Raw genomic sequence first — 21,516 nt, forward strand, 5'->3', positions numbered from 1 at the left:
GTGCAGTGGCGGAGGGGTTGAACGTGCCGGAACTTGTGGTCGGGCCGATGTTGCGTTATGTCGACGAGACGAGCGCGTCGGTATGGCTGGAGACGAGCGAGCCGTGCGAGGTGACGGTCGAGGTCGGTGGGGTGAGCTCGCAGGCCGGGACGTTCACGGTCCACGGTCACCACTACGCGATCGTGGACGTGGCCGGCGGCGGGGCCTACGAGGTGCGTCTGGGCGCCGAGGCCGTGTGGCCGCCGCCCGGCCGGCCGCCCAGCCGCATCCGCCTGCTCGGCCCCGGCGGGCCGAACCGGGTGATGTTCGGCTCCTGCCGGACCAGCGTGCCGCACGACACCCTGCACACGATCTCCCACGGGGTGGACATGCTGCGCGCGTACGGCTGCACCCTGATGGAGACTCCCGAGGACCGGTGGCCCGACCTGCTGCTGCTCCTCGGCGACCAGGTCTACGCCGACGAGCCGTCCGCCGAGATGCTGGAGTTCATCGGGAGTCGCCGGGACAGCGAGCCGAAGAAGGAGATCGCCGACTTCGAGGAGTACGCCGAGATCTACCGCCGGGCGTGGACCGACCCGGAGATCCGCTGGATCCTCTCCACGGTGCCCACCGCGATGATCTTTGATGATCACGACCTGCGCGACGATTTCAACACCTCCAGCACCTGGCGCGAGCAGATGGAGCGCGTCCCCTGGTGGCGGCACCGGGTGATCTCCGGGATCGGCGCCTACTGGGTCTACCAGCACCTGGGCAACATGTCGCCGGCCGAGCGCGCCGCCGACGAGCTGCTCAGCAAGGTCTGCGCGGCCGAGGGGGACGGTGCGGAGGTCCTCGACGCCTTCGCCGAGCACGCCTATGACGTTCCGGCCGACAGCCGGTGGAGCTACGCCCGCGATCTCGGGGACACCCGTCTGATCATGCTCGACTCCCGCTGCTCCCGCCGGCTCACCCCAACAGACCGGCGCATGATCGACCCGGTGGAGTGGGAGTGGCTCACCGAGCGGCTCCGCGGGGACGGCGCGAAGCGCTTCGTGATCGGCTCCTCGGTGCCGTTCCTGCTTCCCGCGGGCATCCATCACATCCAGAACTGGAACGAGGCCCTGGCACAGGGGGCATGGGGCGCCAGGGTGGCTCGCTGGTCGGAGGCGCTGCGCCAGGCGTTGGACCTGGAGCACTGGGCGGCCTTCCGGCGCTCCTTCGAGGATCTGTCCAGGCTGCTGGCCGGGCTGGGGAAGCCGGTGATCATACTTTCCGGAGACGTGCACTACTCCTACGTTTCAAAGGCGCGCGGGCTCCCCATCTACCAGCTGGTCTGCTCGCCGATCCGCAACCCGCTGAGCCGCACGCTCCGCCTGGCCAACATCGTCGCCCAGTTCGGCGTCGCCGGCCTGATCGGACGCTCGCTCTCCCGCCTGGCCAGGATCCCCAGGACGCCCTTCACGTGGCGGATCACCGACGGCCCGTGGTTCTCCAACGCGGTGGCCGTCCTGTCCCTGGACACCGCTCCCATGTCGGCCCGCTGGGACACCGCCACCGGCACCGATGTCTCGGAGATCGCCACGGTGGAGCTGAAGGGGATTTAGCGGGGCGGGGCCGCTGTCTCTCGCCGGGAGTTCTCCGGTCGACGCCCGGTGCGGAACCACTGTCCGTACCCGGAGCGATTGCGGCTCACGCGTCCGTGACGCGTGAGCCGCACCGGCTCCGTCATGTCGGGGCTCTGCCGGCCCGTCCGGGCCGGTGGCTCACTCCGCCAGCTCGGCGAGGACGGCGCCGAGCTGGTCGATCGCCCAGACGAGGTCCTCCTCGGAGATGACGATCGGCGGGGCGAGGCGGACGGTCGAGCCGTGAGTGTCCTTGGCCAGGACGCCGTGGGCCATGAGCGCCTTGGAGACCTCACGCCCGCCGGCCAGGGACGGGTCGATGTCGACGCCCGCCCACAGGCCGCGCCCGCGGACGGTGACCACGCCCTGGCCGATCAGGCCGCGCAGTCTCTCGTGCATGACCTCGCCGAGATCCCTGGCCCGTGCCTGGTACTCGCCGGTACCGAGCATCTCGATGACCGCGTTCGCGACCGCGCAGGCGAGGGGGTTGCCGCCGAAGGTGGAGCCGTGCTGCCCCGGCCTGATCACGCCGAGCACGTCCTCGTTCGCGGTGATCGCCGAGACCGGGACGACGCCGCCGCCCAGGGCCTTGCCCAGCACGTAGATGTCGGGGACGACGCCCTCGTGGTCGCAGGCGAAGGTGTCGCCGGTACGGCCGAGACCCGACTGGATCTCGTCGGCGATCATCAGGATGTTCTCCGCGGTGCACAGCTCGCGGACCTGGGTGAGGTAGCCGTCCGGCGGGACCAGCACGCCTGCCTCGCCCTGGATGGGCTCCAGCAGCACCGCGACGGTGTTGGCGTCGATGGCCTCGTGGATCGCCTCGACGGAGCCGTACTTGACGATCTTGAAGCCGGGGGTGTACGGGCCGAAGCCGTCATGGGCGTCGGGGTCGGTGGAGAAGCTGACGATCGTGGTGGTGCGGCCGTGGAAGTTGTCCTCCATCACGATGATGTTGGCCTGCTCGGCGGCGACGCCCTTGACCTCGTAGCCCCACTTGCGGGCCACCTTGATCGCGGTCTCCACGGCCTCGGCGCCGGTGTTCATCGGCAGGACCATGTCCTTGCCGGTGAGGTCGCCCAGCCCGGCGGCGAAGGTGGCGAACTGGTCGTGGAAGAAGGCGCGGCTGGTCAGGGTGAGCCTGGACAGCTGCTCCTGGGCCGCTGCGATGATCTTCGGGTTGCCGTGCCCGAAGTTCAGCGAGGAGTAGCCGGACAGGCAGTCCAGGAAACGCCTGCCCTCCACGTCGACCACCCAGGCGCCCTGCGCCTCGGATATCACGACGGGCAGCGGATGGTAGTTGTGAGCGCTGCGGCGCTCGCTCAGCTCGATGAAGTCGTCAGTGCTGGTCATTTGATGTCCGCCCCTTTTGGTCCGTGGCCGTTTCGCCCGGCACTATCCCCTGATCTCCAGCGTGCAGCACTTCGGACCGCCCCCGGCCTTGCGGAGCTCCGACAGGTCAACGGGGATGATCTCGAAGCCCCGGCGCTTGAGCTCCAGCTGGAGATCGGCGGCCTCGACGTTGATCACCACGTTGCTGCCGTCGCTGACCGCGTTGAGGCCCAGCACGGCGGCGTCGTCCTCACCGGCGATGACGGCGTCGGGGAAGAGGCCGCGGAGCACCTCCTGGCTTCCAGGGGAGAAAGCCCCCGGGAAGTATGCCACGTTGTGTCCGTTTAGCGGGAAGAGGGCGGTGTCCAGGTGGTAGAACCGCGGGTCCACCAGCTGCAGCGTCACCACCGGTCGGCCGAGGAACTCCTGGGCCTCGGCGTGAGCGGTGATGTCGGTACGGAAGCCGGTGCCGGCCAGCACCAGGTGGTCGAGGGTGAGGAAGTCCCCCTCACCCTCGTTGGTGAAGGTCGCCTCGCGGACCCGCTGGTAGCCGTTGTCGGCGAACCATTTCAGGTAGGCGGGCCCCTCGGCCGCCCGCTGCGGGTGGGTGAACCGCGCGCCGTACACGCGACCGCCGACCACCAGCGCCCCGTTGGCGGCGAAGACCATGTCCGGCAGACCCTTCACCGGATCGATGAGGCTGACGCGGTGCCCGAGATCCTCGTAGGCGCTCCTGAGCGTCTCCCACTGCCTGATCGCCACCTCGCGGTCGGCACCGGCCTCGGGACGCATCCACGGGTTGATCGCGTACTCAACCGCGAAGTGGTCGGGCCGACACATGAGGTAGTGCCTCGTCATGAATAACCCCGTATCGAAGGTCGTGGTGAAAACGCCGGCTCAGTGGCGGCGTCATCAGCCTAGGAAACGGTGTTCTCGCAGGCCAAGAGCTTGCTCTTGCGTTCTGGCGCGGGTTTCTTGCGCGCTTCAGGCGATGAACGGTGATTCGTTGTGCGGGGCGATGAACGGCTCGTCGCGCGAGGTCATGAGCGGCGCCTCGATCAGCCGGGAGAGCACGATGGAGCTCTTGGTCCGCACCACGAACGGCTCCGAGGCGATGCGTTCGATCACCCTCTCCACGTGCCGCACATCGGTGGCCCTGATGTGCAGCAGCGCATCGGCCTCGCCGGTGATGGTGCACGCCGAGACCACCTCGGGATGGCGGCCGATGGCCACCCCGATCTCCGACGGCGAGGTCTTCCCCGCGCAGAACAGCTCCACGTAGGCCTCGGTGGTCCAGCCGAGCGCCGCGGGCTCCACCCTGGCGGTGAACCCGGTGATGGCGCCGGTCTCGCGCAGCCGGTCCACCCGGCGTTTCACCGCCGACGCCGACAGGCCCACCTGCTGTCCGATCTCCGCGTATGTGGCTCGGGCGTCCTCGACGAGCGCCCCGATGATGTCGCGATCCAGCCTGTCCAGTTCCACGCTGACCTGTATATCGCTTCGGGTCCGTCCGGGCTCGCGACGAGCGGTCCACCCGCGCTCACGGCGGACGGCGGCGACCCGAGGTGAATCCGTGTCGCCGTGCGTCCGGCCGCGCACCCGGTCCTGTGATCAATGAAAATGCCGCCGGACAGATGACCTGTCCGGCGGCATCCGCCATCTGTGCGGTCTCCGGTCAGGTCTGCTCGGCCTCGCCGGTGGCCTGCTCCTGGGCCTCCTCGGGGGAGGCCTCCAGGTCGTCGCCCGCCTGGGCGAGCGCCGTCTGCTTGTCCAGGCGGACCCAGCTCGTCACGCTCTCGACGGCGAACAGCACACCGAGGTAGATCGTGAGCGCGGCCAGCACCCAGGTCAGCACGCCCAGCGCGGCACCGGCGCCGATCAGCAGCAGCCTGAGCTCCCAGCCCAGGCCGGCCCGGAAGACCCAGGGGGCCGGCCAGATGCTCTGCCGTGTCCGGTACACCGTGTCGTAGGTGTGGTAGCCGATCACGTAGATCAGCACGTACAGCAGCCACTTGGGCGCGTCCGCCGCCAGGCCGATCAGGATGATCGTGAGGAACTCGGCCCCGCGGATCAGCGGCGGCGCCAGCCAGTCGAGCTTGCCGAGGTGATCACGGGCCGCGGTGGGCAGCACCAGGACGATCATGATCAGCACGGGGACGAGCAGGATCGGCCCGTCCACCAGCATCCCGGTCACCGCCATCGCGATGATCGCCAGCAGCGCGGCGAGCGTGGCGGGCACCGGGGGCAGCCCGGGGCCGACCCGCTCACGCAGCAGCGTCACCAGCGGGCCGTCGTCGCGGTAGGCGAGCAGTCGCGCGGTCTGGATGCGCAGCCGCTCCTGGTACGGGTCCGGAGCGGGGATGGTCTGCGGCTGGGTGATCATGCGAGAGACCTCATCAGGCGTCCGGTGAGCGAGTAGGCGGCACCGATGCCACCCCAGATGATCAGTGTCAGGAAGGTGATCCTGGCGTCGAACAGGGCGCTGACGATCGCGATGGCGGCGAAGCGCTCACCGATGGGGAACACGATCATCTTGCGGGCCCAGTGCACGGCCCGGAACCTGCCGGCCCTGCCCCACATCTTCAGCAGGCTGCGGATCCCGCCGGTCTGGGCGGCCTTGCGCTGTTCCAGCGCCTGGCGAAGGCCGGTGTCGGCGCTGACCGACAGCGGCACCGAGGGCAGCGGCGACGGGGGCTTACGCCGGTTCGCCGCGCCGTAGGAGAAGTCGAGCAGGTGCTTGATGGACTGCACACCGAGCGCGATCAGCGCCAGCGTCCACACGTCGCCCACGCCGGAGACCGCAGCGCCGACCGCCAGACCGGCGAAGACCACGTACTCCTTGAACCGGTCGAAGGTCGCGTCCAGCCACGCCCCGAGCACGCCGAACTTGCGGGCGTACCGCGCGACCTGGCCGTCCACGCAGTCGAACACGAACGCGAAGTAGATCAGCACGCCGCCCGCGACCATCCCGGCCCGCTCACCGGTGGCGAAGCAGAGCGCCGCGGCCACGCCCAGCGCGATCGAGATCAGCGTGACCTGGTTGGGGGTCAGCCCCCGCTTGGCCGCCCAGCGGGCGATGAACCGGGAGTAGGTGCTGACGAAATAGGTGGTGAAGAAACCGTCGGCGCCCTTCACCGCGTTGTTCAGCCTGGCACTGTCCTCGTTGAACGTGACCATCTCGGCCGGCGCCTCGATGGCCTGCCCGGGAGTGGACACCCGGCGGAAGAACAGGTCCCGGCGGCCGCGGACGCCGACCGAGACGCCCTTGCGGACCAGGCCCAGGACCAGCAGCTGGACCAGGTCGTCGTCGGGGCCCAGCAGGTGGGCCATGTCGGCCAGCTCGCGGGCGGCCTCGGCGAGGACCGGCGCGTGCTTGTGGTGCAGGTGCAGCGGGCCGAGCAGGACCGCGTTGGGCCTGGTCACCGCATGGAAGGCCGAACCCACCGAGATGATGCGGGACCTGCGGGCGCGTACCCGGACGGGCAGGTCCTCCAGCGTCCGGTCGCCGATCTCCGGCTGCGCCTCCTCGATCGGGACGTCGGGGACGACGGCGTCGCCGTTCTCGTCCTCCTCCCGGGGCTCCCTGACGATCAGCGCGAGCGCCCCGCGCTTCGACTTGGTGATCTGGTAGATCAGCTCGTCGTGGATCAGCGAGTTGGCGGGCAGGATGAGCAGGTTCTCGGTGGCGGCCTCGGCCGCCTCGGCCACGGCGCGCAGGTCACCGGCCAGGTCGGAGGTCTCGACGAGGCTGCCGGGGAAGCCCCGGTAGGCGGCGGCCTCACTCGATCGGGCGATCGTCACCGGCTCGGGGTCGATCGAGGCGAGCTGGCCGTGCAGCTTGCCGATCACCGTGGGGCAACCGGGAAGCGCGGGCAGGGTCAACGCGGCGGGCGGCGTCGCCTGGCCGGTAGCGGCATCGGGGCCGGGCGATGAGCCCAGCAGGACCACGCGGGGCATGGCACCCTTTCATGCGGAGACGGGTGTGAGGCGGTGTAGCGGGGGATGTATTTCGCCAGAGGCCAAAGTTTAGTGAGTTTTAGGTGAACAACACGCACCAGTGATCTATCCGTGTCGTTTGATCATGGTTGCACCTCTGCCAAGTGAATCGCCCCACGCCCCCACTACACTGTGCGGGTGAGTCTGTACCGTGACGACGGCATCGTGCTGCGCACCCACAAGCTGGGCGAGGCCGATCGCATCGTCACAGTCCTGACCCGGCGGACGGGCAAGATCCGAGGGGTCGCCAAGGGCGTCCGGCGCACGACATCACGATTTGGCAGTCGGCTCGAACCGTTCACCCATGTCGATCTCCAGCTCCACACCGGCCGCACCCTCGACGTGATCACTCAAGCCGAGACCATCCAGCCGTACGGCCGGCCACTCGTCGCAGACTACCCGCGCTACACGGCGGGCATCGCCATGCTGGAGACCGCCGACCGCCTGATCATGGGGGAGAAGGAACCGGCGCTCCGCCAGTTCCTGCTGCTGGTCGGCGGCCTGCGCACGCTCGGCTCGGGCGCCCACGAGGCCAGGCTCGTCCTGGACGCCTACTTCCTGCGCTCTCTCGCGGTCGCCGGTTACGCCCCCGCCCTGGAGGCCTGTGCCCGGTGCAAGGCGGTCTCGGTGCGGGCCTTCGCCATCGTGGCCGGCGGTGTGGTGTGCGGGGCCTGCCGTCCCGCGGGCGCGGCGGTGCCGGAGGGGGAGACCCTGGCCCTGATGGTGGCGTTGCTCAAGGGGGACTGGCTCACCGCCGACGCATCGGGGGCCAGGCACCGCGCGGAGTGCAGCGGCCTGGTCGCCGCGTATCTCCAGTGGCACCTCGAACACGGCATACGCTCTCTTCGACACGTAGAAAGGGAACTCGCCACGTGAACGTCCGCCCGCCCGTCCCGCACCCCTCCGGTGCAATCTCGCCCCCGATCCCGCGTGACCTCGTGCCGCGGCACGTGGCGATCGTGATGGACGGCAACGGCCGGTGGGCCAAGCAGCGCGGCCTGCCCCGTACCGAGGGCCACAAGGCGGGCGAGGCGTCGCTCTTCGACGTGATCGAGGGCGCGATCGAGCTCGGCATCCCCTACCTGTCGGCCTACGCCTTCTCCACGGAGAACTGGAAGCGCTCCCCGGACGAGGTCCGTTTCCTGATGGGTTTCAACCGCGACGTCATCCGCCGACGCAGGGACCAGCTCCACGCGATGGGCGTGCGGGTCCGCTGGGCGGGCCGCCCCGGACGGCTGTGGCGAAGCGTCATCCAGGAACTGCGCGACGCCGAGCAGATGACCGAGGGCAACTCCACCCTGACCCTGCAGTTCTGCGTCAACTACGGCGGCCGCGCCGAGATCGTGGACGCCGCCCTGCGCCTGGCGCAGGACATCGCCGAGGGGCGGGTCAAGCCGGGCCGGGTGAAGGAGGAGACCTTCGCCCGTTACCTGGACGAGCCGCAGATCCCCGACGTCGACCTGTTCGTGCGCTCCTCGGGCGAGCAGCGCATCTCCAACTTCCTGATCTGGCAGACGGCGTACGCCGAGATGGTCTTCCTCAACCGTCTCTGGCCCGACTTCGACCGCCGTGATCTGTGGCAGGCCTGCGAGACATACGCCAAGCGCGACAGGAGGTACGGCGGAGCCGTGCCGAACGCGACCGCGGAATGACAATGGTGTCTTCCGGGCGCCCTCGACGGGCCAGGAGGCGCGCCCGGTCCAACGCCGGAGCGGGTACGGGCGGCGAGTGACCTCAGGCCCGGCGTCGCGCACGGTAGGCGGCCACGTGCATGCGGTTCCCGCAGGTGCGGCTGTCGCAGTAGACCCGCGAACGGTTGCGGGACTCGTCCACGAAGACATGGTCGCAGTCGGGCGCCGAGCAGGTGCGCAGGCGCTCCCACTCGTCCTCGACGAGCAGGTGGGCCAGGGCGACCCCGATGTCGGCCGCCAGGTGCTCGTCGAGTGAGGCGTCCGGCGCGAAGTAGTGGACGTGCAGGGGGTGGCCGTCGTGCTCCGCCAGGCGCGGGGTGATGCGGGTCCCGCTCAGCAGGGTGTTCAGCCGGATGACCGCGGTGGGCTGGTCCGGGGCGGTGAAGACCTTGTGGAAGGCCTCGCGCAGGGCGCGCACCTCGGCCAGGTCGCCCGCGTCCAGCTCACCGATCCCGCTGACCTCCCAGCGTGCCACGAAGTCGCCCAGTTCCCGCAGATCGGTCAGGGTGTCCTCGCCTCCGGTGGAGGGGGAGGTGTTGACCAGGTCGACCGCGGTGGCGAGTGAGTGCACCATGTCATGTCCGAATGGCATGTTGACTCCTGTAGAAAGCGGTTACAGCGTGAGGCTCGCGGTGGCTTGCCGTGTCGGAAGCGTATCTCTCCGGCGGACCTTCGCGCCTTCTCTCTCTCGTTCTCTCTCGCGCACATCGCCGTGGCACGCCCTGTGAACACCCAGCCGGCATGATCTTCAGCGGCTCCACGTCCGGTACGCCCCCGTCGCCCGGTGCGTTTCCCCGAGTGGTGAGGATCCGGCGGGCTCAGACGCGGCCCGGTGCGTTTCCCCGGGTGGTGAGGATCCGGCGGGCTCAGACGCGGCTCGGCGCATGGGCCGGTTTGGCGGCTGTGGAGCAGGAGGCACAGGTCCCGAAGATCTCCACCGTGTGGGTGACCTCGGTGAACCCGTGCTCGGAGCCGATGGCCTCGGCCCAGCGCTCCACCGCGGGTCCGGCCACCTCCACGGTACGGCCGCACATGCGGCAGACCAGATGGTGGTGGTGGTCGCCGCTGGCACACGCCCGATAGACCGACTCACCGTCGTCGGTTCTCAGCATGTCGACGTGACCGGTGTCGGCGAGCGCCTGGAGCGCCCGGTAGACGGTGGTCAGTCCGATCTTGGCGCCTTCCGCGCGCATCTCCGCGTAGACGTCCTGCGCACTGCGGAAACCCTCGCTCTGACGGAGGACCGCGTGGACGGCATCACGCCTGTTGCTCATGAGCTGGACTCCTGGGGTCGGCTTCGGCGTATGAATCTACCGAGCCCGAGGGCGAGGACGAACCCGGTGAGAGCGACGATCACGATGATCGCACCCGGCGGGACCTCGACGTAGAAGGAGGAGGTCAGGCCACCGACCGTGGCGATCATCCCGAAAAGCATGGAAAGCAGCATCGTGCTCACGAAACCTCGGGTGAGCTGCTGGCTGGTCGCCACCGGCACCACCATCAGCGCGCTGACCAGAAGCAATCCTACGACGCGCATGGCGATGACCACGGTCAGCGCGGCGGTCACGGCGATCAGCAGGCTGAGGAAGCGGACCGGCAGGCCGCTGGCCTTGGCGACCTCCTCGTCCTGGCAGAGCACGTAGAGCTCCCGCCCGAAGACGGCCAGCACGCCGAGGACCGCCGCCGCCAGCAGGCCGATCACCCACACGTCCTCGACGGGGACGCTGCTGATCGAGCCGAACAGGTAGGACATCAAGGTGGCGTTGCTGCCGCCGGGGGCCAGCGAGATGAGCAGCACCCCTCCGGCGATGCCGCCGTAGAACAGCAGCGCGAGCGCCACGTCACCGCTGGTCCTGCCGCGTGCGCGGACCACTTCGATGGCCACGGCGCCGAGCACGGAGACCAGTACGGCGGTCAGCACCGGGGCGGTCCCGGTTAGGAAGCCCAGGGCCACGCCGGTCAGCGCGACGTGCCCGATGCCGTCGCCCAGCAGGGCCAGGCGGCGCTGGACCATGAACGTGCCGATGGCGGGGGCGACCAGGCCGACCAGGAGGGCGGCGATCAGCGCCCGCCGCATGAAGTCGAACTGCAGAAGCTCGATCACGACGAGGGCCTCCAGTCGAGCGGGCTCACGGGCTCCTCCTCGGCGTGCGGGTGCACGTGGTCGTGGCCGGGCAGCGCGTGAGTGCCGACCGCCTGGGGCGGCGGGCCGTCGTGGCAGACGTACCCGTCCCGCAGGACCACCGCGCGGGTGATCAGGGGTTCCAGCGGGCCGAGCTCGTGCGCGACCAGCAGGACCGTCTTGCCCTGCTCCACGAGCGTGGACAGGGTCTCGGCCAGGAGCATCTGGCTCCCGGAGTCGACGCCGGCGGTGGGTTCGTCCATGACGAAGGTGTCGGGCTCCCCGGCGAGGGCGCGGGCGATCAGCACCCGCTGCTGCTGGCCGCCGGACAGGGTCTGCACCGGGTCGGAGGCGCGATGGGCCAGGCCGACGGCGGCCAGCGCCCTGTCCGTCGCCTCCCGATCGGCCGCGCGGGCCGGCCGCAGGCGTCGCTGCCTGGCGATCCGTCCCGAGGCGACGACCTCGCGGATCGTGGTCGGCACGCCGCCGCCCACCGAGAGCCGCTGGGGCACGTAGCCGATTCGCCACCACTCGCGGAACCGGGCGGGGGGTCTGTCGTACAGGAGGGTCTCGCCGCCGGACAGGGGGATGAGGCCGAGCAGGGCGCGGATGAGGGTTGACTTCCCCGACCCGTTCGCACCGAGCACCGCCACCGCCTCACCCGGCTCGACGGACAGGTCGATCCCGCGGAGCACCGGGCGGCGGTCCAGGTTGACCCTGCCGCCGTTCATGGTGAAAACCGTTTTGCTGGATGTCACGTCTGGCCTTCAGGAGCAGCTGAGTGCCGATTGGAGGGCTGTGAGGTTCTGGCGCATGGCGGACAGGTAGTCGCCGGTCGCCGGCCGGCTTTCGACCGGGTCGAGGACCGCGGTCTTCGCGCCGACCTCCTGGGCGAGAACCTCGGCGACCTTCGGTCTGACGAGAGTCTCGGTGAAAATCGTAGTCACTTTCTCCTGCTTAGCCACTTTTGACACTTCGGCGAGGCGTGCGGGAGAGGGCTCGGCGTCGGGATCGATGCCGCTGATGCCGATCTGGTGGAGCTTGTAGCGGTTGGCGAGGTAGCCGAACGCGGCGTGGCTGGTGACGATCGCGCGTGAGGAACACGTGGCCAGGCCCTTGGCCAGCTCGCCGTCCAGGGCGGTGAGGTCGGCCGCGGCTCCGGCGGCACGCTCCCGGTAGCCCGGCGCGTGCGCGGGGTCGACGACGGCGAGCCTCTCGCCGAGCTTGGTGGCGACCGTCGCGAAGCGGGCCGGGTCGAGCCAGAGATGGGGGTCGTGGCCGGCCTCCTCGTGGCCGTGTCCCTCCTCGCCGTCGTGGCCCTCCTCCTCGGTCGCGGGCAGGGTCGGGACCGAGGAGGCCACGTCGAAGCCCCGGTCGGCGGCGTGCTGTTCGACCGCCTCGTCCACGGCCGGCTGAACGCCCTTGATGTAGACGACGAGCCTCGTCTCCTGCAACCCGGCCACCTGGAGCGGGGACAGCTCCAGGTCGTGTGGCTCGACGCCGGGCTTGGTCAGGCCGGTGACGGCCACGTCGGGGCCGCCGACCCGCTCGGTGAGCCACTGCAGGGGATACATGGCCGCGGTGACGACGGGCTTGCCCGTCGCGGAGGCGCCTGACGCCCCCCCGGGCGATTCATCGGTTGAGCCGATTTCGGCGCCGCAGGCGGTGGTGGCGGCGACAAGGGCGGCGGACGCGACCAGGCTCGCGTTACGTATGCGGATACGTCGGGAGGACTCGGACATCATGTCACCCAGTATGCGCGCAAATGAAAACGGTTGTCAAAACCGTGCGCCACCCCATGATCGTCGGCCTCGTGATCGCCGCCCCTGTGATCACTGACTCCGTGATCGCCGCCCCAGTGATCGCCGCCCCAGTGATCGCCGACCCTGTGATCGCCGACCCTGTGATCGACGGCGCCGAGGTCAGGGAACCCGCCGGCCCGGCGGACGGGGGGGACACCCACGTCAGCCCGATCACCCCCGGTGTGACGGCTCCACGCGCCGGGTGCCCGCGACGTACGGGCGCCGCCACGCCCGGGGCGAGGGCGAGGTGGCGTCAGAAGGCGCCGAAGCGGTCGGCGGCGAGCAGGATCAGGAAGGTGAGCAGCGCGACACGCAGCAGGCGGCCCCCGGCCCCCAGGGACGGCCACGACATGTAGGCGAGCCAGCCGACGAACCCGATCACCGGAAGCACGGCGATGCCACCCCAGAAGGACGGCACCGCGAAGCCGGTCAACAGGAGGATCACCAGCACCACCGGGGCGATCCACCGGGGGAGCTGGAACAGGAAGACGAGCGGGGCCGCGCTGCGCCGCTCGGCCTTCTTTCGCAGCCCGGTCGCCCCCGGCGTGAAGAACTGCTCACCCGCCGGCAGCGGGCGTTTGCCCTGCCTGGGGCGGGACTGTGCCAGCGGGTGTGCGGGGCGTTTCCCACGCTTGTCGGCCACGAGTCGAGCCTAACGTCATCGTGGCCCTACGGGATGTCGCGGGGCGGGGGGCGGGCTCTGACATGCTGGGCGGATGCTTGCTCTCATCCGCTATTCGGTACCGTCCGGCCGGACCGAGGAGTTTCTGGCCGGGGCCCACGAGATCATCGACACGCTGGCGGAGCAGCCGGGTTACCTGCGCGGCAGGGTGTCGAGATCGGTGGACGAGCCGGAGCTGTGGGCGCTGGTCAGCGAGTGGGAGGGCGCCGGGTTCTACCGCAGGGCGCTGGGCGCGGCGCGGATGGCGATGTATCCGCTGATGACGCTCATGATCAACGAGCCCAGCGCGTTCGAGGACGTCGGCCGTCCCTGAGGTTCCGTGGAAGCTTTGCCGGAGTGAGGCGGGCGTCATGGTTTATGCGCACGTCCCGAGGGGCCGTCTCCCCTAAGCTGGAGACTCAATCAATTCCTCGCCGACCTCCAGCCGGATGGAGATTTTCCCTTATGGCACGCCGTACGGACATCATGGACACCATCGTCAGCCTCGCCAAGCGGCGTGGTCTTGTGTATCCCTCCAGCGAGATCTACGGCGGCCTGCGCGCGTCGTGGGACTACGGTCCGCTGGGCGTGGAGCTCAAGAACAACGTGAAGCGGCAGTGGTGGAAGACCGTGGTGCAGGGCCGTGACGACGTGGTCGGTCTCGACTCCTGTGTGATTTTGGCTCGCGAGGTGTGGCAGGCCAGTGGCCACGTGGACACCTTCACCGACCCGCTGACCGAGTGCCAGTCGTGTCACAAGCGCTACCGCGCCGACCACCTCGAAGAGTCGTACGAGGAGAAGCACGGCAAGCCGCCCGCCAACGGCCTGGCCGACATCACCTGCCCCAACTGTGGCAACAAGGGCTCATTCACCACTCCCAAGCAGTTCAGCGGCCTGCTGAAGACCTACCTCGGCGCGGTCGAGGACGAGTCGGGCCTCGCCTACCTGCGGCCGGAGACCGCCCAGGGCATCTTCATCAACTACCTCAACGTGCAGCAGTCGGCGCGCAGGAAGATCCCGTTCGGCATCGGCCAGATCGGCAAGTCGTTCCGTAACGAGATCACTCCGGGCAACTTCATCTTTCGCACCCGTGAGTTCGAGCAGATGGAGATGGAGTTCTTCGTCAAGCCGGGCAGCGACGAGGAGTGGCACCAGTACTGGATCGACGAGCGCTTCCGCTGGTACACCGATCTGGGCATCACCCCCGACAACCTGCGCATCTACGAGCACCCGCAGGAGAAGCTCTCTCACTACTCCAAGCGGACCGTCGACATCGAGTACCGCTTCAACTTCACCGGCAGCGAGTGGGGCGAGCTTGAGGGCATCGCCAACCGCACGGACTTCGACCTGACCGCGCACGGCAAGGCCTCCGGCACCGACCTCAGCTTCTTCGAGCAGGACACCGGCGAGCGCTACGTCCCGTACGTGATCGAGCCGGCCGCCGGTGTCGACCGCGCCACGCTCACCTTCCTGATCGACGCCTACACCGAGGACGAGGCGCCCAACGCCAAGGGCGTCATGGAGAAGCGCACGGTCATGCGGCTCGACCACAGGCTCGCGCCGGTCAAGGTCGCGGTGCTCCCGCTGTCGCGCAACGCCGACCTGTCGCCCAAGGCCAAGGACCTGGCGGCCCAGCTCCGCCGCCGGTGGAACGTCGAGTTCGACGACGCGGGTGCGATCGGCCGCCGCTACCGCCGCCAGGACGAGATCGGCACGCCGTTCTGCATCACCGTCGACTTCGACACTCTCGACGACCAGGCGGTCACCGTCCGCGAGCGTGACTCGATGGCCCAGAAGCGCGTGGCCCTCGACCAGGTCGAGCCCTACCTCCGCCAGCACCTCAACGACTGAGAAACGACCCGCTCCGCGACGACACGGGAGCGACGGAGGCGGGGACGGCGGTGGCAGCCGCGTTTCGGGCCGTGCACGATCTAGGTTCGTACCATGCGACTGCTCGTTGTCGAGGATGAGAAAGACCTGGTCGAAGCCCTGCGAGTGGGGTTCGTCCGGGCTGGTTACACGGTCTGCGTCGCCCGCGACACGGCGCAGGCCAAACAGCGGCTCCAACTCGACCCGTACGACGTGGTCCTGCTCGATCTCGACCTGTCCGGCCGCGACGGCTTCGAGCTGTGCCGCGCGCTGCGGCGGACCGCCAACGGCGGGGCCGCGCGGATCATCATGGTGACCGCGCGGGACCGGCTGGACGACCGGGTCCTCGGACTGGACGAGGGACCCGACGACTACCTGGTCAAACCGTTCGCCTTTCCCGAACTGCTGGCCAGGGTGAGCGCGTTGCCGCACGGGGAGCCGAGCGGCGGCACCGCGATCTTGCAGGTGGGGGACCTGCGGCTGGACGTCTCCAGGGCGCAGGTTCGCGCGAGGGGCCGGGAGTTGGGGCTCACCCCCAAGGAGTTCGGCGTGCTGCACTACCTGATGGCCCACTACGGGCACGTGGTCTCGGCTGAGGAACTGCTTGAGCATGTCTGGGACGAGCACGCCGACCCCCTCAGCAACACCGTACGGGTGACGGTCGGCAATCTGCGGCGCAAGCTCGGCGCCGAGGGCGTGATCGAGACCGTGATCAGCAGGGGGTATCGGCTGCGGGAAGGTTCGTAAAGGCCGCTCCCCGTGCCCTGCGGCATTGCACCGGAAGCCTGCCCCGGGTGGCGGCGTGCGATGCCGGGCCGGTCGCTGAACCCGCCGTGAACAGGGTCGAATACTAGGGAAACCAGCCCACATCAATTGATATAAGCCGATTCTCGAAGCGGTCAATACCCTCGTGTATTTGATCTAGATTTGAATTGGATTAGACCAGTTTATCTGCTCTGAACTGGGAAAATGCAGTGTTGCGCATTGGGTACTGTTTCGTCGCCTTGTTCGTCGGTAGAGTCCGCAGGGAGGCGGGACTGGACGCCGTTCTGAAGTCGAAGAAGGAGCAACCGTGCCCAAGTACGTTTACGACTTCACCGAGGGCAACAAAGATCTCAAAGGTCTGCTTGGCGGTAAGGGGGCGAACCTCGCCGAGATGACCAATCTCGGGCTGCCGGTGCCCCCCGGCTTCACCATCACCACCGAGGCATGCCAGAGCTTCCTGCGGGACGGGGTGATTCCCGGGGGAATGCAGGAGGAGGTCTCGGCGCACCTGGCCGCGCTGGAGACCAAGATGGGGCGCCGGTTGGGCCAGGCTGACAACCCGCTCCTGGTGAGCGTGCGCTCAGGCGCCGCGTTCTCCATGCCCGGCATGATGGAGACCGTTCTCAACATCGGTCTGAACGACGACTCGGTCCACGGACTGGCCAAGCAGGCGAGCGGCAACGAGCGTTTCGCCTGGGACTCCTACCGGCGCCTCATCCAGATGTTCGGCAAGACCGTCCAGGGCATCGACGGCGAGCTTTTCGACGAGGCCCTGGAGGAGCTCAAGGCCGGCCGCCACGACCTGGAGCTGGAGGCGGCCGACTTCCGGCGCCTGGTCGCGACCTACAAGGGCATCGTCCGCGCCCAGACCGGTGAGGACTTCCCCGCGGATCCCCACCAGCAGATGAACATGGCGGTGGAGGCCGTGTTCAAGTCGTGGAACGCCCCGCGAGCCGTCCTCTACCGCCGTCAGGAACGCATCCCGGCCGACCTGGGCACGGCGGTCAGCGTCTGCTCGATGGTCTTCGGCAACTGTGGCATGGACTCCGGCACCGGTGTGGCCTTCACTCGTGACCCCGGTACCGGCCAGCAGGGCGTCTACGGCGACTACCTGCAGAACGCCCAGGGTGAGGACGTGGTCGCGGGCATCCGCAACACCATGCCGTTGCAGGAGCTGGAGAGCCTCGACAAGGCCGTCTACGACGAGCTCATGCACACCATGGAGACGCTGGAGAACCACTACCGCGACCTGTGCGACATCGAGTTCACCGTCGAGCGCGGCAGGCTCTGGATGCTCCAGACCCGGGTGGGCAAGCGGACCGCGGGCGCGGCCTTCCGCATCGCCGTGCAACTCGTCGACCAGGGTGTGATCAACCTCGACGAGGCCGTGACCCGGGTGACCGGCGACCAGCTGGCCCAGCTCATGTTCCCCCGCTTCACCAGCGAATCCGGCGCCGAGATGATCGCCAAGGGGATGAACGCCTCACCGGGCGCGGCCGTCGGCAAGACCGTCTTCTCCACCGAGCGGGCCGTCGAGCTCGCCGCGCAAGGAGAGGCGGTCATCCTGGTCCGCCGGGAGACCAACCCCGACGACCTGGCCGGGATGATCGCCGCCCAGGGCGTCCTGACGAGTCGCGGCGGCAAGACCTCGCACGCCGCCGTGGTCGCCAGGGGCATGGGCAAGACCTGCGTCTGCGGGGCCGAGGAGCTGGAGGTCTCGGTCAGGAATCGCAGGTTCACCACGTCTTCCGGCGTTGTGGTCTCCGAGGGAGACGTCATCTCCATCGACGGTAGCAGCGGGGCCGTCTACCTCGGCGAGGTGCCCGTGGTCCCCTCCCCGATCGTGGAGTACTTCGAGGGCTCCGGTGACCAGGACGACGAGCTCGTCGGCGCCGTGCACCGGATCATGTCCCACGCCGACGAGGTACGCCGGCTGGCCGTGCGCGCCAACGCCGACAACGCCGAGGACTCCGCCAGGGCGCGCAGGTTCGGTGCCCAGGGCATCGGGCTCTGCCGTACCGAGCACATGTTCCTCGGCGAGCGCCGCAGCCTGGTCGAGGACCTGGTGCTGGCCACCTCCGAGGCGGAGCGTGAGCGGGCGCTGGCCGCGCTGGAGCCGCTGCAGCGGGCGGACTTCACGGAGATCTTCCAGACGATGGAGGGGCTGCCCGTCACGATCCGCCTGATCGACCCGCCGCTCCACGAGTTCCTGCCCGACTTCACCGAGCTGTCGGTGAAGGTCGCCCTCGCGGGCGACGCGGCCGACCGGAAGGACCGCGAGCTGCTGGCCGCGCTCAAGCGGCTCCACGAGCAGAACCCGATGCTGGGCCTGCGCGGTGTACGGCTCGGCCTGGTCATCCCCGGTGTGTTCGCCATGCAGGTCCGGGCGATCGCGGCGGCGGCCAAGGCCGTGCCGGGCAGTCGCGCGGAGATCATGATTCCGCTCGTGGCCGCCGTACAGGAGCTGGAGCACGTCAAGGACGAGGCGCGGAAGATCCTCGCCGAGGCCGGGGTCGAGGCGCTGATCGGCACGATGATCGAGGTGCCGCGCGCGGCGCTGACCGCCGGCCAGATCGCCGAGGCCGCCCAGTTCTTCTCCTTCGGTACCAACGACCTGACCCAGATGACCTGGGGCTTCTCCCGCGACGATGTCGAGGCCGCGTTCTTCTCCAAATACCTTGAGCTCGGTGTCTTCGGCGTCTCCCCGTTCGAGACCCTGGACCGTGACGGTGTCGGCAGGCTCGTCACCATCGCCGCCGAGGAGGGCCGCAAGGTCCGGCCCGACCTGAAGCTGGGTATCTGTGGCGAGCACGGCGGAGACCCGGACTCGATCCACTTCTGCCACCAGGTGGGTATGGACTACGTGTCCTGCTCGCCGTTCCGTGTTCCGGTAGCCCGCCTGGAGGCCGCCCGCGCCTCCCTGGTCTGCGACGGATCCGACACTCGCTGACCTTTCGGATCCCGCCTGGGCTTCACGGGTGTGTGACCTTTCGGATCCCGCCTGGGCTTCACGGGTGTGTGACCTTTCGGATCCCGCCTGGGCTTCACGGGTGTGTGACCTTTCGGATCCCGCCTGGGCTTCACGGGTGTGTGACCTTTCGGATCCCGCCCGGGCTTCACGGGTGTGTGACCTTTCGGATCCCGCCCGGGCTTCACGGGTGTTTCGCCTCCGGCACCGCCGGAGGGAACACCCGTGAAGCCCGGGCCCCGTGGTCGTCCCATCTCACCGGGGCGGCCGCGGGGTCCGGTACGAGCCGAGGATGAAGGTCACCGGCCCGGTAACCAGGTGTTTTCTTGCCGTTCCGCATAGCACGCTCTTTTCGCGGATAAAATCACTGCACTTATGCATGGTTATGACGAACACGACCAGGTCAGATGGGTGCCGGAACCGCCCGGCAACCCCGGCAGAAACCCGTTCGGGCGGGATCGGGCGCGGGTGCTGCACAGCGCCGGGCTGCGGCGGCTCGCCGCCAAGACCCAGGTCGTCGGCCCGGGAGAGACCTTCGGCAGTGGCCAGCACATCCCCCGTACCCGCCTGACCCACTCGCTGGAGTGCGCCCAGATCGGCAGGGAGATGGGCGAGACGCTCGGCCGGAATCCCGACCTGGTGGAGACCGCCTGCCTGGCCCATGACCTCGGCCACCCGCCGTTCGGTCACAACGGGGAGACGGCGCTCAACGAACTCGCCGCCGGGTGCGGCGGCTTCGAGGGCAACGCGCAGAGCCTGCGTCTGCTGACCCGGCTGGAGGCCAAGGTGGTCACCGAGGACGGCCGTAGCGCCGGCCTCAACCTCACCCGCGCCTCCCTGGACGCGGCGGTCAAGTATCCGTGGACCAGGGAAAGAAGTGCCAAGTACTGCGTCTACGACGATGACCTGCCGGTCTTCGAGTGGATCAGGGAGGGCGCGCCCGAGGGGCGGGTCAGCTTCGAAGCCCAGATCATGGACTGGGCCGACGACGTCGCCTACTCCGTGCACGACCTGGAAGACGCCCTGCACTCCGGCAACGTGGTGCTGGAGGCGATGCGCGACCCGGCGGAGCGCCGCGAGGTCTGCGCGACCACCCGCGAGTGGTACGCCCCCGACGTCGAGCCCGGCGAGCTGGAGGATCTCTTCGGACGCCTGATCACCCAGCCGCTCTGGCCCCGCCACTTCGACCGCTCGCTCACCGACCTCGCCGCGATCAAGGGGCTCACCAGCTCGCTGATCGGCCACTTCTGCAGGTCCGCCGAGGTGGCCACCCGCGAGGCGTACGGCCCGGCTGCCGGGCGCTACAGTGCCGACCTGATCGTGCCCAGAGCCACCCGGCTGGAGTGCGCGCTGCTGAAGGGGGTCACCGCCCACTACGTGATGGCCAGCGACGCGCACAACGCCAACCAGGCCAGGCAGCGCGAGCTGATCCACGATCTGGCCCACCAGATCATGCTGGGCGCCCCCGGCACCCTGGAACCGGCGTTCAGGCCCGCCTTCACCAGGGCCGAGAGGGACGCCGATCGACTACGCGTGGTCATCGACCAGATCGCCTCGCTCACCGACACCTCCGCGGTCGCCTGGCACCGACACCTGGCGGGTCGCTGACCTCCTGAGGGCGGTCGCCGTCGCGCTCAGCCACCGCCCAGCGTGACCTGCTCCGGCTCCGGCTCCGGCGGCTTCTCCGGCTTTTTGGAGGGCTTCTTCGTCGGCGCCGGCTTCGACGCGCAGAGGGTGACGCACCTGGGAGCCGCCCCGGTCCGTTTCATCACGGCCCGCATCTCGTCGGCCGGGGAGAACGTGGGGTTGCCCTTCGACCAGGCGTCCAGGTAGTTCCACGGCTTGACCATGCCCCGGCGGATCCACCACAGCGAGGGGTCGGTCTTCCAGGAGATCGCGAAATAGAGGTTGCTGGCCATGGAGCGGGCATTGCCCGAGTTGCCGATCTGGCCCAGGAGCCGGCCGGCGCTGACGCGCAGCCCCGGCCTGATCTCCGGGGCGACCTTGTCCAGGTGACCGCCCAGGTAGCGCACGCCGTCGTCGCCGATGATCGTGACGAAGCGCCCCTCACGGGCGGCACCGTGATCGGTGGAGGGCTTCCAGCGGTTCTTGACGTTGACCTCGTCGACCACGCCGTCCACCGGTGAGACGAAGGAACAGCCCTTGGCCGCCCAGATCGTGGTCTTGGGCAGCACCAGGAGCTTGCGCTGGTAGTCGACCGAGCAGTCCTTCACCGGGAAGACGTAGGTGTGTTCGGAAACCTTCGGCGGCGGAATCTGCACCGGGGGGTCGGGCTTGGGACGGTCGACCGCCGTCTGCGGGGCGGGAGTCGGCGTCGCCTCGGGCATGGTCGCGGTGACCGAGGCCGGCGCCCCGGCGGCGGCCTCGAAGCTCGGAGTCACCGTGCCGATGCCCGCCACCCCACCTGGCGACGCGCAGGCTCCGGTAACGAGCACCGCACCTGTCACAGCGGCCAATCGTGTCTTTTGCCCCGATCGCATGATCTCCACCCGCGTACATTATCGAAAATCCACCTTTACCTTTGTAACCGACGTCATGGTTGGTCACGACCTCTTTGGGAAAGTCATCGTTCCTCCTGTCCGTCCCGTCCCGGCGGCACCGCTCCCACGTGTCGGAAGGCGGACCGGGCCGACTGCTCCCACGTGTCGGAAGGCGGACCGGGCCGACTGCTCCGACCTGTCAGGGGGC

General features: G+C 69.0%; 20 protein-coding genes. 8 read left to right on the top strand and 12 right to left on the bottom strand.

Going from position 1 to position 21,516, the window contains the following annotated elements; genetic code table 11:
• The first annotated feature begins 5 nt into the window (after positions 1-5).
• Complete coding sequence (locus OG884_RS27100; protein ID WP_326637461.1) at positions 6-1,583, top strand: DUF7800 domain-containing protein; 1,578 nt, start codon at positions 6-8, stop codon at positions 1,581-1,583.
• Positions 1,584-1,742: 159 nt separating this feature from the next.
• Here the strand turns inward: OG884_RS27100 and rocD are convergent, their stop codons facing one another.
• The 5 genes from rocD to OG884_RS27125 all read right to left on the bottom strand — a co-directional run bounded on the left by rocD (position 1,743) and on the right by OG884_RS27125 (position 6,890).
• Positions 1,743-2,954 (bottom strand): ornithine--oxo-acid transaminase, encoded by a 1,212-nt coding sequence (gene rocD / locus OG884_RS27105; RefSeq protein WP_326637463.1) that lies wholly within the window; start codon positions 2,952-2,954, stop codon positions 1,743-1,745.
• 42 nt (positions 2,955-2,996) lie between these two features.
• Positions 2,997-3,791, bottom strand: a complete 795-nt coding sequence (gene ddaH, locus OG884_RS27110; RefSeq protein ID WP_326637465.1) for a dimethylargininase — start codon at positions 3,789-3,791, stop codon at positions 2,997-2,999.
• A gap of 126 nt (positions 3,792-3,917) precedes the next feature.
• Positions 3,918-4,415: an Lrp/AsnC family transcriptional regulator gene (locus tag OG884_RS27115; protein ID WP_326637467.1), complete on the bottom strand. Its 498-nt coding sequence runs from the start codon at positions 4,413-4,415 to the stop codon at positions 3,918-3,920.
• 193 nt (positions 4,416-4,608) lie between these two features.
• On the bottom strand, positions 4,609-5,316 hold the full coding sequence (locus tag OG884_RS27120; protein WP_326637469.1) for a DUF5941 domain-containing protein: 708 nt from the start codon (positions 5,314-5,316) through the stop codon (positions 4,609-4,611).
• Entirely contained in the window at positions 5,313-6,890 is a 1,578-nt protein-coding gene (locus OG884_RS27125) for a CDP-alcohol phosphatidyltransferase family protein (protein WP_326637471.1), read from the bottom strand. Before OG884_RS27125 ends, OG884_RS27120 begins: the two co-directional genes overlap by 4 nt.
• Positions 6,891-7,067: 177 nt before the next feature.
• On the opposite strand from OG884_RS27125, the gene recO reads away from it, so the two are divergent.
• Positions 7,068-7,805 (top strand): DNA repair protein RecO, encoded by a 738-nt coding sequence (recO, locus tag OG884_RS27130; RefSeq protein ID WP_326637474.1) that lies wholly within the window; start codon positions 7,068-7,070, stop codon positions 7,803-7,805.
• Positions 7,802-8,581, top strand: coding sequence for an isoprenyl transferase (locus OG884_RS27135; RefSeq protein WP_326637476.1), 780 nt, complete (start codon positions 7,802-7,804; stop codon positions 8,579-8,581). The genes recO and OG884_RS27135 overlap by 4 nt, the downstream gene beginning before the upstream one ends.
• Positions 8,582-8,663: 82 nt before the next feature.
• On the opposite strand, the gene OG884_RS27140 is transcribed toward OG884_RS27135, so the two are convergent.
• The 6 genes from OG884_RS27140 to OG884_RS27165 all read right to left on the bottom strand — a co-directional run bounded on the left by OG884_RS27140 (position 8,664) and on the right by OG884_RS27165 (position 13,187).
• Complete coding sequence (locus OG884_RS27140; protein ID WP_326637478.1) at positions 8,664-9,212, bottom strand: CGNR zinc finger domain-containing protein; 549 nt, start codon at positions 9,210-9,212, stop codon at positions 8,664-8,666.
• 274 nt (positions 9,213-9,486) lie between these two features.
• Positions 9,487-9,894, bottom strand: a complete 408-nt coding sequence (locus OG884_RS27145) for a Fur family transcriptional regulator (RefSeq protein ID WP_326637480.1) — start codon at positions 9,892-9,894, stop codon at positions 9,487-9,489.
• The gene (locus OG884_RS27150; RefSeq protein WP_326637482.1) at positions 9,891-10,724 is read right to left on the bottom strand and encodes a metal ABC transporter permease; all 834 of its coding nucleotides are present in this window, start codon (positions 10,722-10,724) and stop codon (positions 9,891-9,893) included. The genes OG884_RS27145 and OG884_RS27150 overlap by 4 nt, the downstream gene beginning before the upstream one ends.
• The gene (locus tag OG884_RS27155; protein WP_326647009.1) at positions 10,721-11,473 is read right to left on the bottom strand and encodes a metal ABC transporter ATP-binding protein; all 753 of its coding nucleotides are present in this window, start codon (positions 11,471-11,473) and stop codon (positions 10,721-10,723) included. The genes OG884_RS27150 and OG884_RS27155 overlap by 4 nt, the downstream gene beginning before the upstream one ends.
• 36 nt (positions 11,474-11,509) lie before the next feature.
• The gene (locus OG884_RS27160) at positions 11,510-12,487 is read right to left on the bottom strand and encodes a metal ABC transporter substrate-binding protein (RefSeq protein ID WP_326637483.1); all 978 of its coding nucleotides are present in this window, start codon (positions 12,485-12,487) and stop codon (positions 11,510-11,512) included.
• 310 nt (positions 12,488-12,797) lie between these two features.
• On the bottom strand, positions 12,798-13,187 hold the full coding sequence (locus tag OG884_RS27165; protein WP_326637485.1) for a DUF6703 family protein: 390 nt from the start codon (positions 13,185-13,187) through the stop codon (positions 12,798-12,800).
• A 73-nt stretch (positions 13,188-13,260) separates the two neighbouring features.
• On the opposite strand from OG884_RS27165, the gene OG884_RS27170 reads away from it, so the two are divergent.
• From OG884_RS27170 to OG884_RS27190, 5 genes are all read left to right on the top strand, one after another.
• Complete coding sequence (locus tag OG884_RS27170) at positions 13,261-13,539, top strand: antibiotic biosynthesis monooxygenase family protein (RefSeq protein ID WP_326637487.1); 279 nt, start codon at positions 13,261-13,263, stop codon at positions 13,537-13,539.
• Between the two features lie 131 nt (positions 13,540-13,670).
• A complete protein-coding gene (locus OG884_RS27175; protein ID WP_326637489.1) occupies positions 13,671-15,056 on the top strand; it encodes a glycine--tRNA ligase in 1,386 nt (461 codons plus the stop codon).
• Between the two features lie 93 nt (positions 15,057-15,149).
• Entirely contained in the window at positions 15,150-15,821 is a 672-nt protein-coding gene (locus tag OG884_RS27180) for a response regulator transcription factor (RefSeq protein WP_326637491.1), read from the top strand.
• 325 nt (positions 15,822-16,146) lie between these two features.
• Positions 16,147-18,789 (top strand): pyruvate, phosphate dikinase, encoded by a 2,643-nt coding sequence (gene ppdK, locus OG884_RS27185; protein ID WP_326637492.1) that lies wholly within the window; start codon positions 16,147-16,149, stop codon positions 18,787-18,789.
• A 393-nt stretch (positions 18,790-19,182) separates the two neighbouring features.
• A complete protein-coding gene (locus OG884_RS27190) occupies positions 19,183-20,415 on the top strand; it encodes a deoxyguanosinetriphosphate triphosphohydrolase (RefSeq protein WP_326637494.1) in 1,233 nt (410 codons plus the stop codon).
• A 26-nt stretch (positions 20,416-20,441) separates the two neighbouring features.
• Here the strand turns inward: OG884_RS27190 and OG884_RS27195 are convergent, their stop codons facing one another.
• Positions 20,442-21,275, bottom strand: coding sequence for a M23 family metallopeptidase (locus tag OG884_RS27195; RefSeq protein WP_326637496.1), 834 nt, complete (start codon positions 21,273-21,275; stop codon positions 20,442-20,444).
• Between the last annotated feature and the right edge of the window lie 241 nt (positions 21,276-21,516).

It is taken from the genome of Streptosporangium sp. NBC_01755 (assembly GCF_035917995.1).
Lineage (GTDB): Bacteria > Actinomycetota > Actinomycetes > Streptosporangiales > Streptosporangiaceae > Streptosporangium.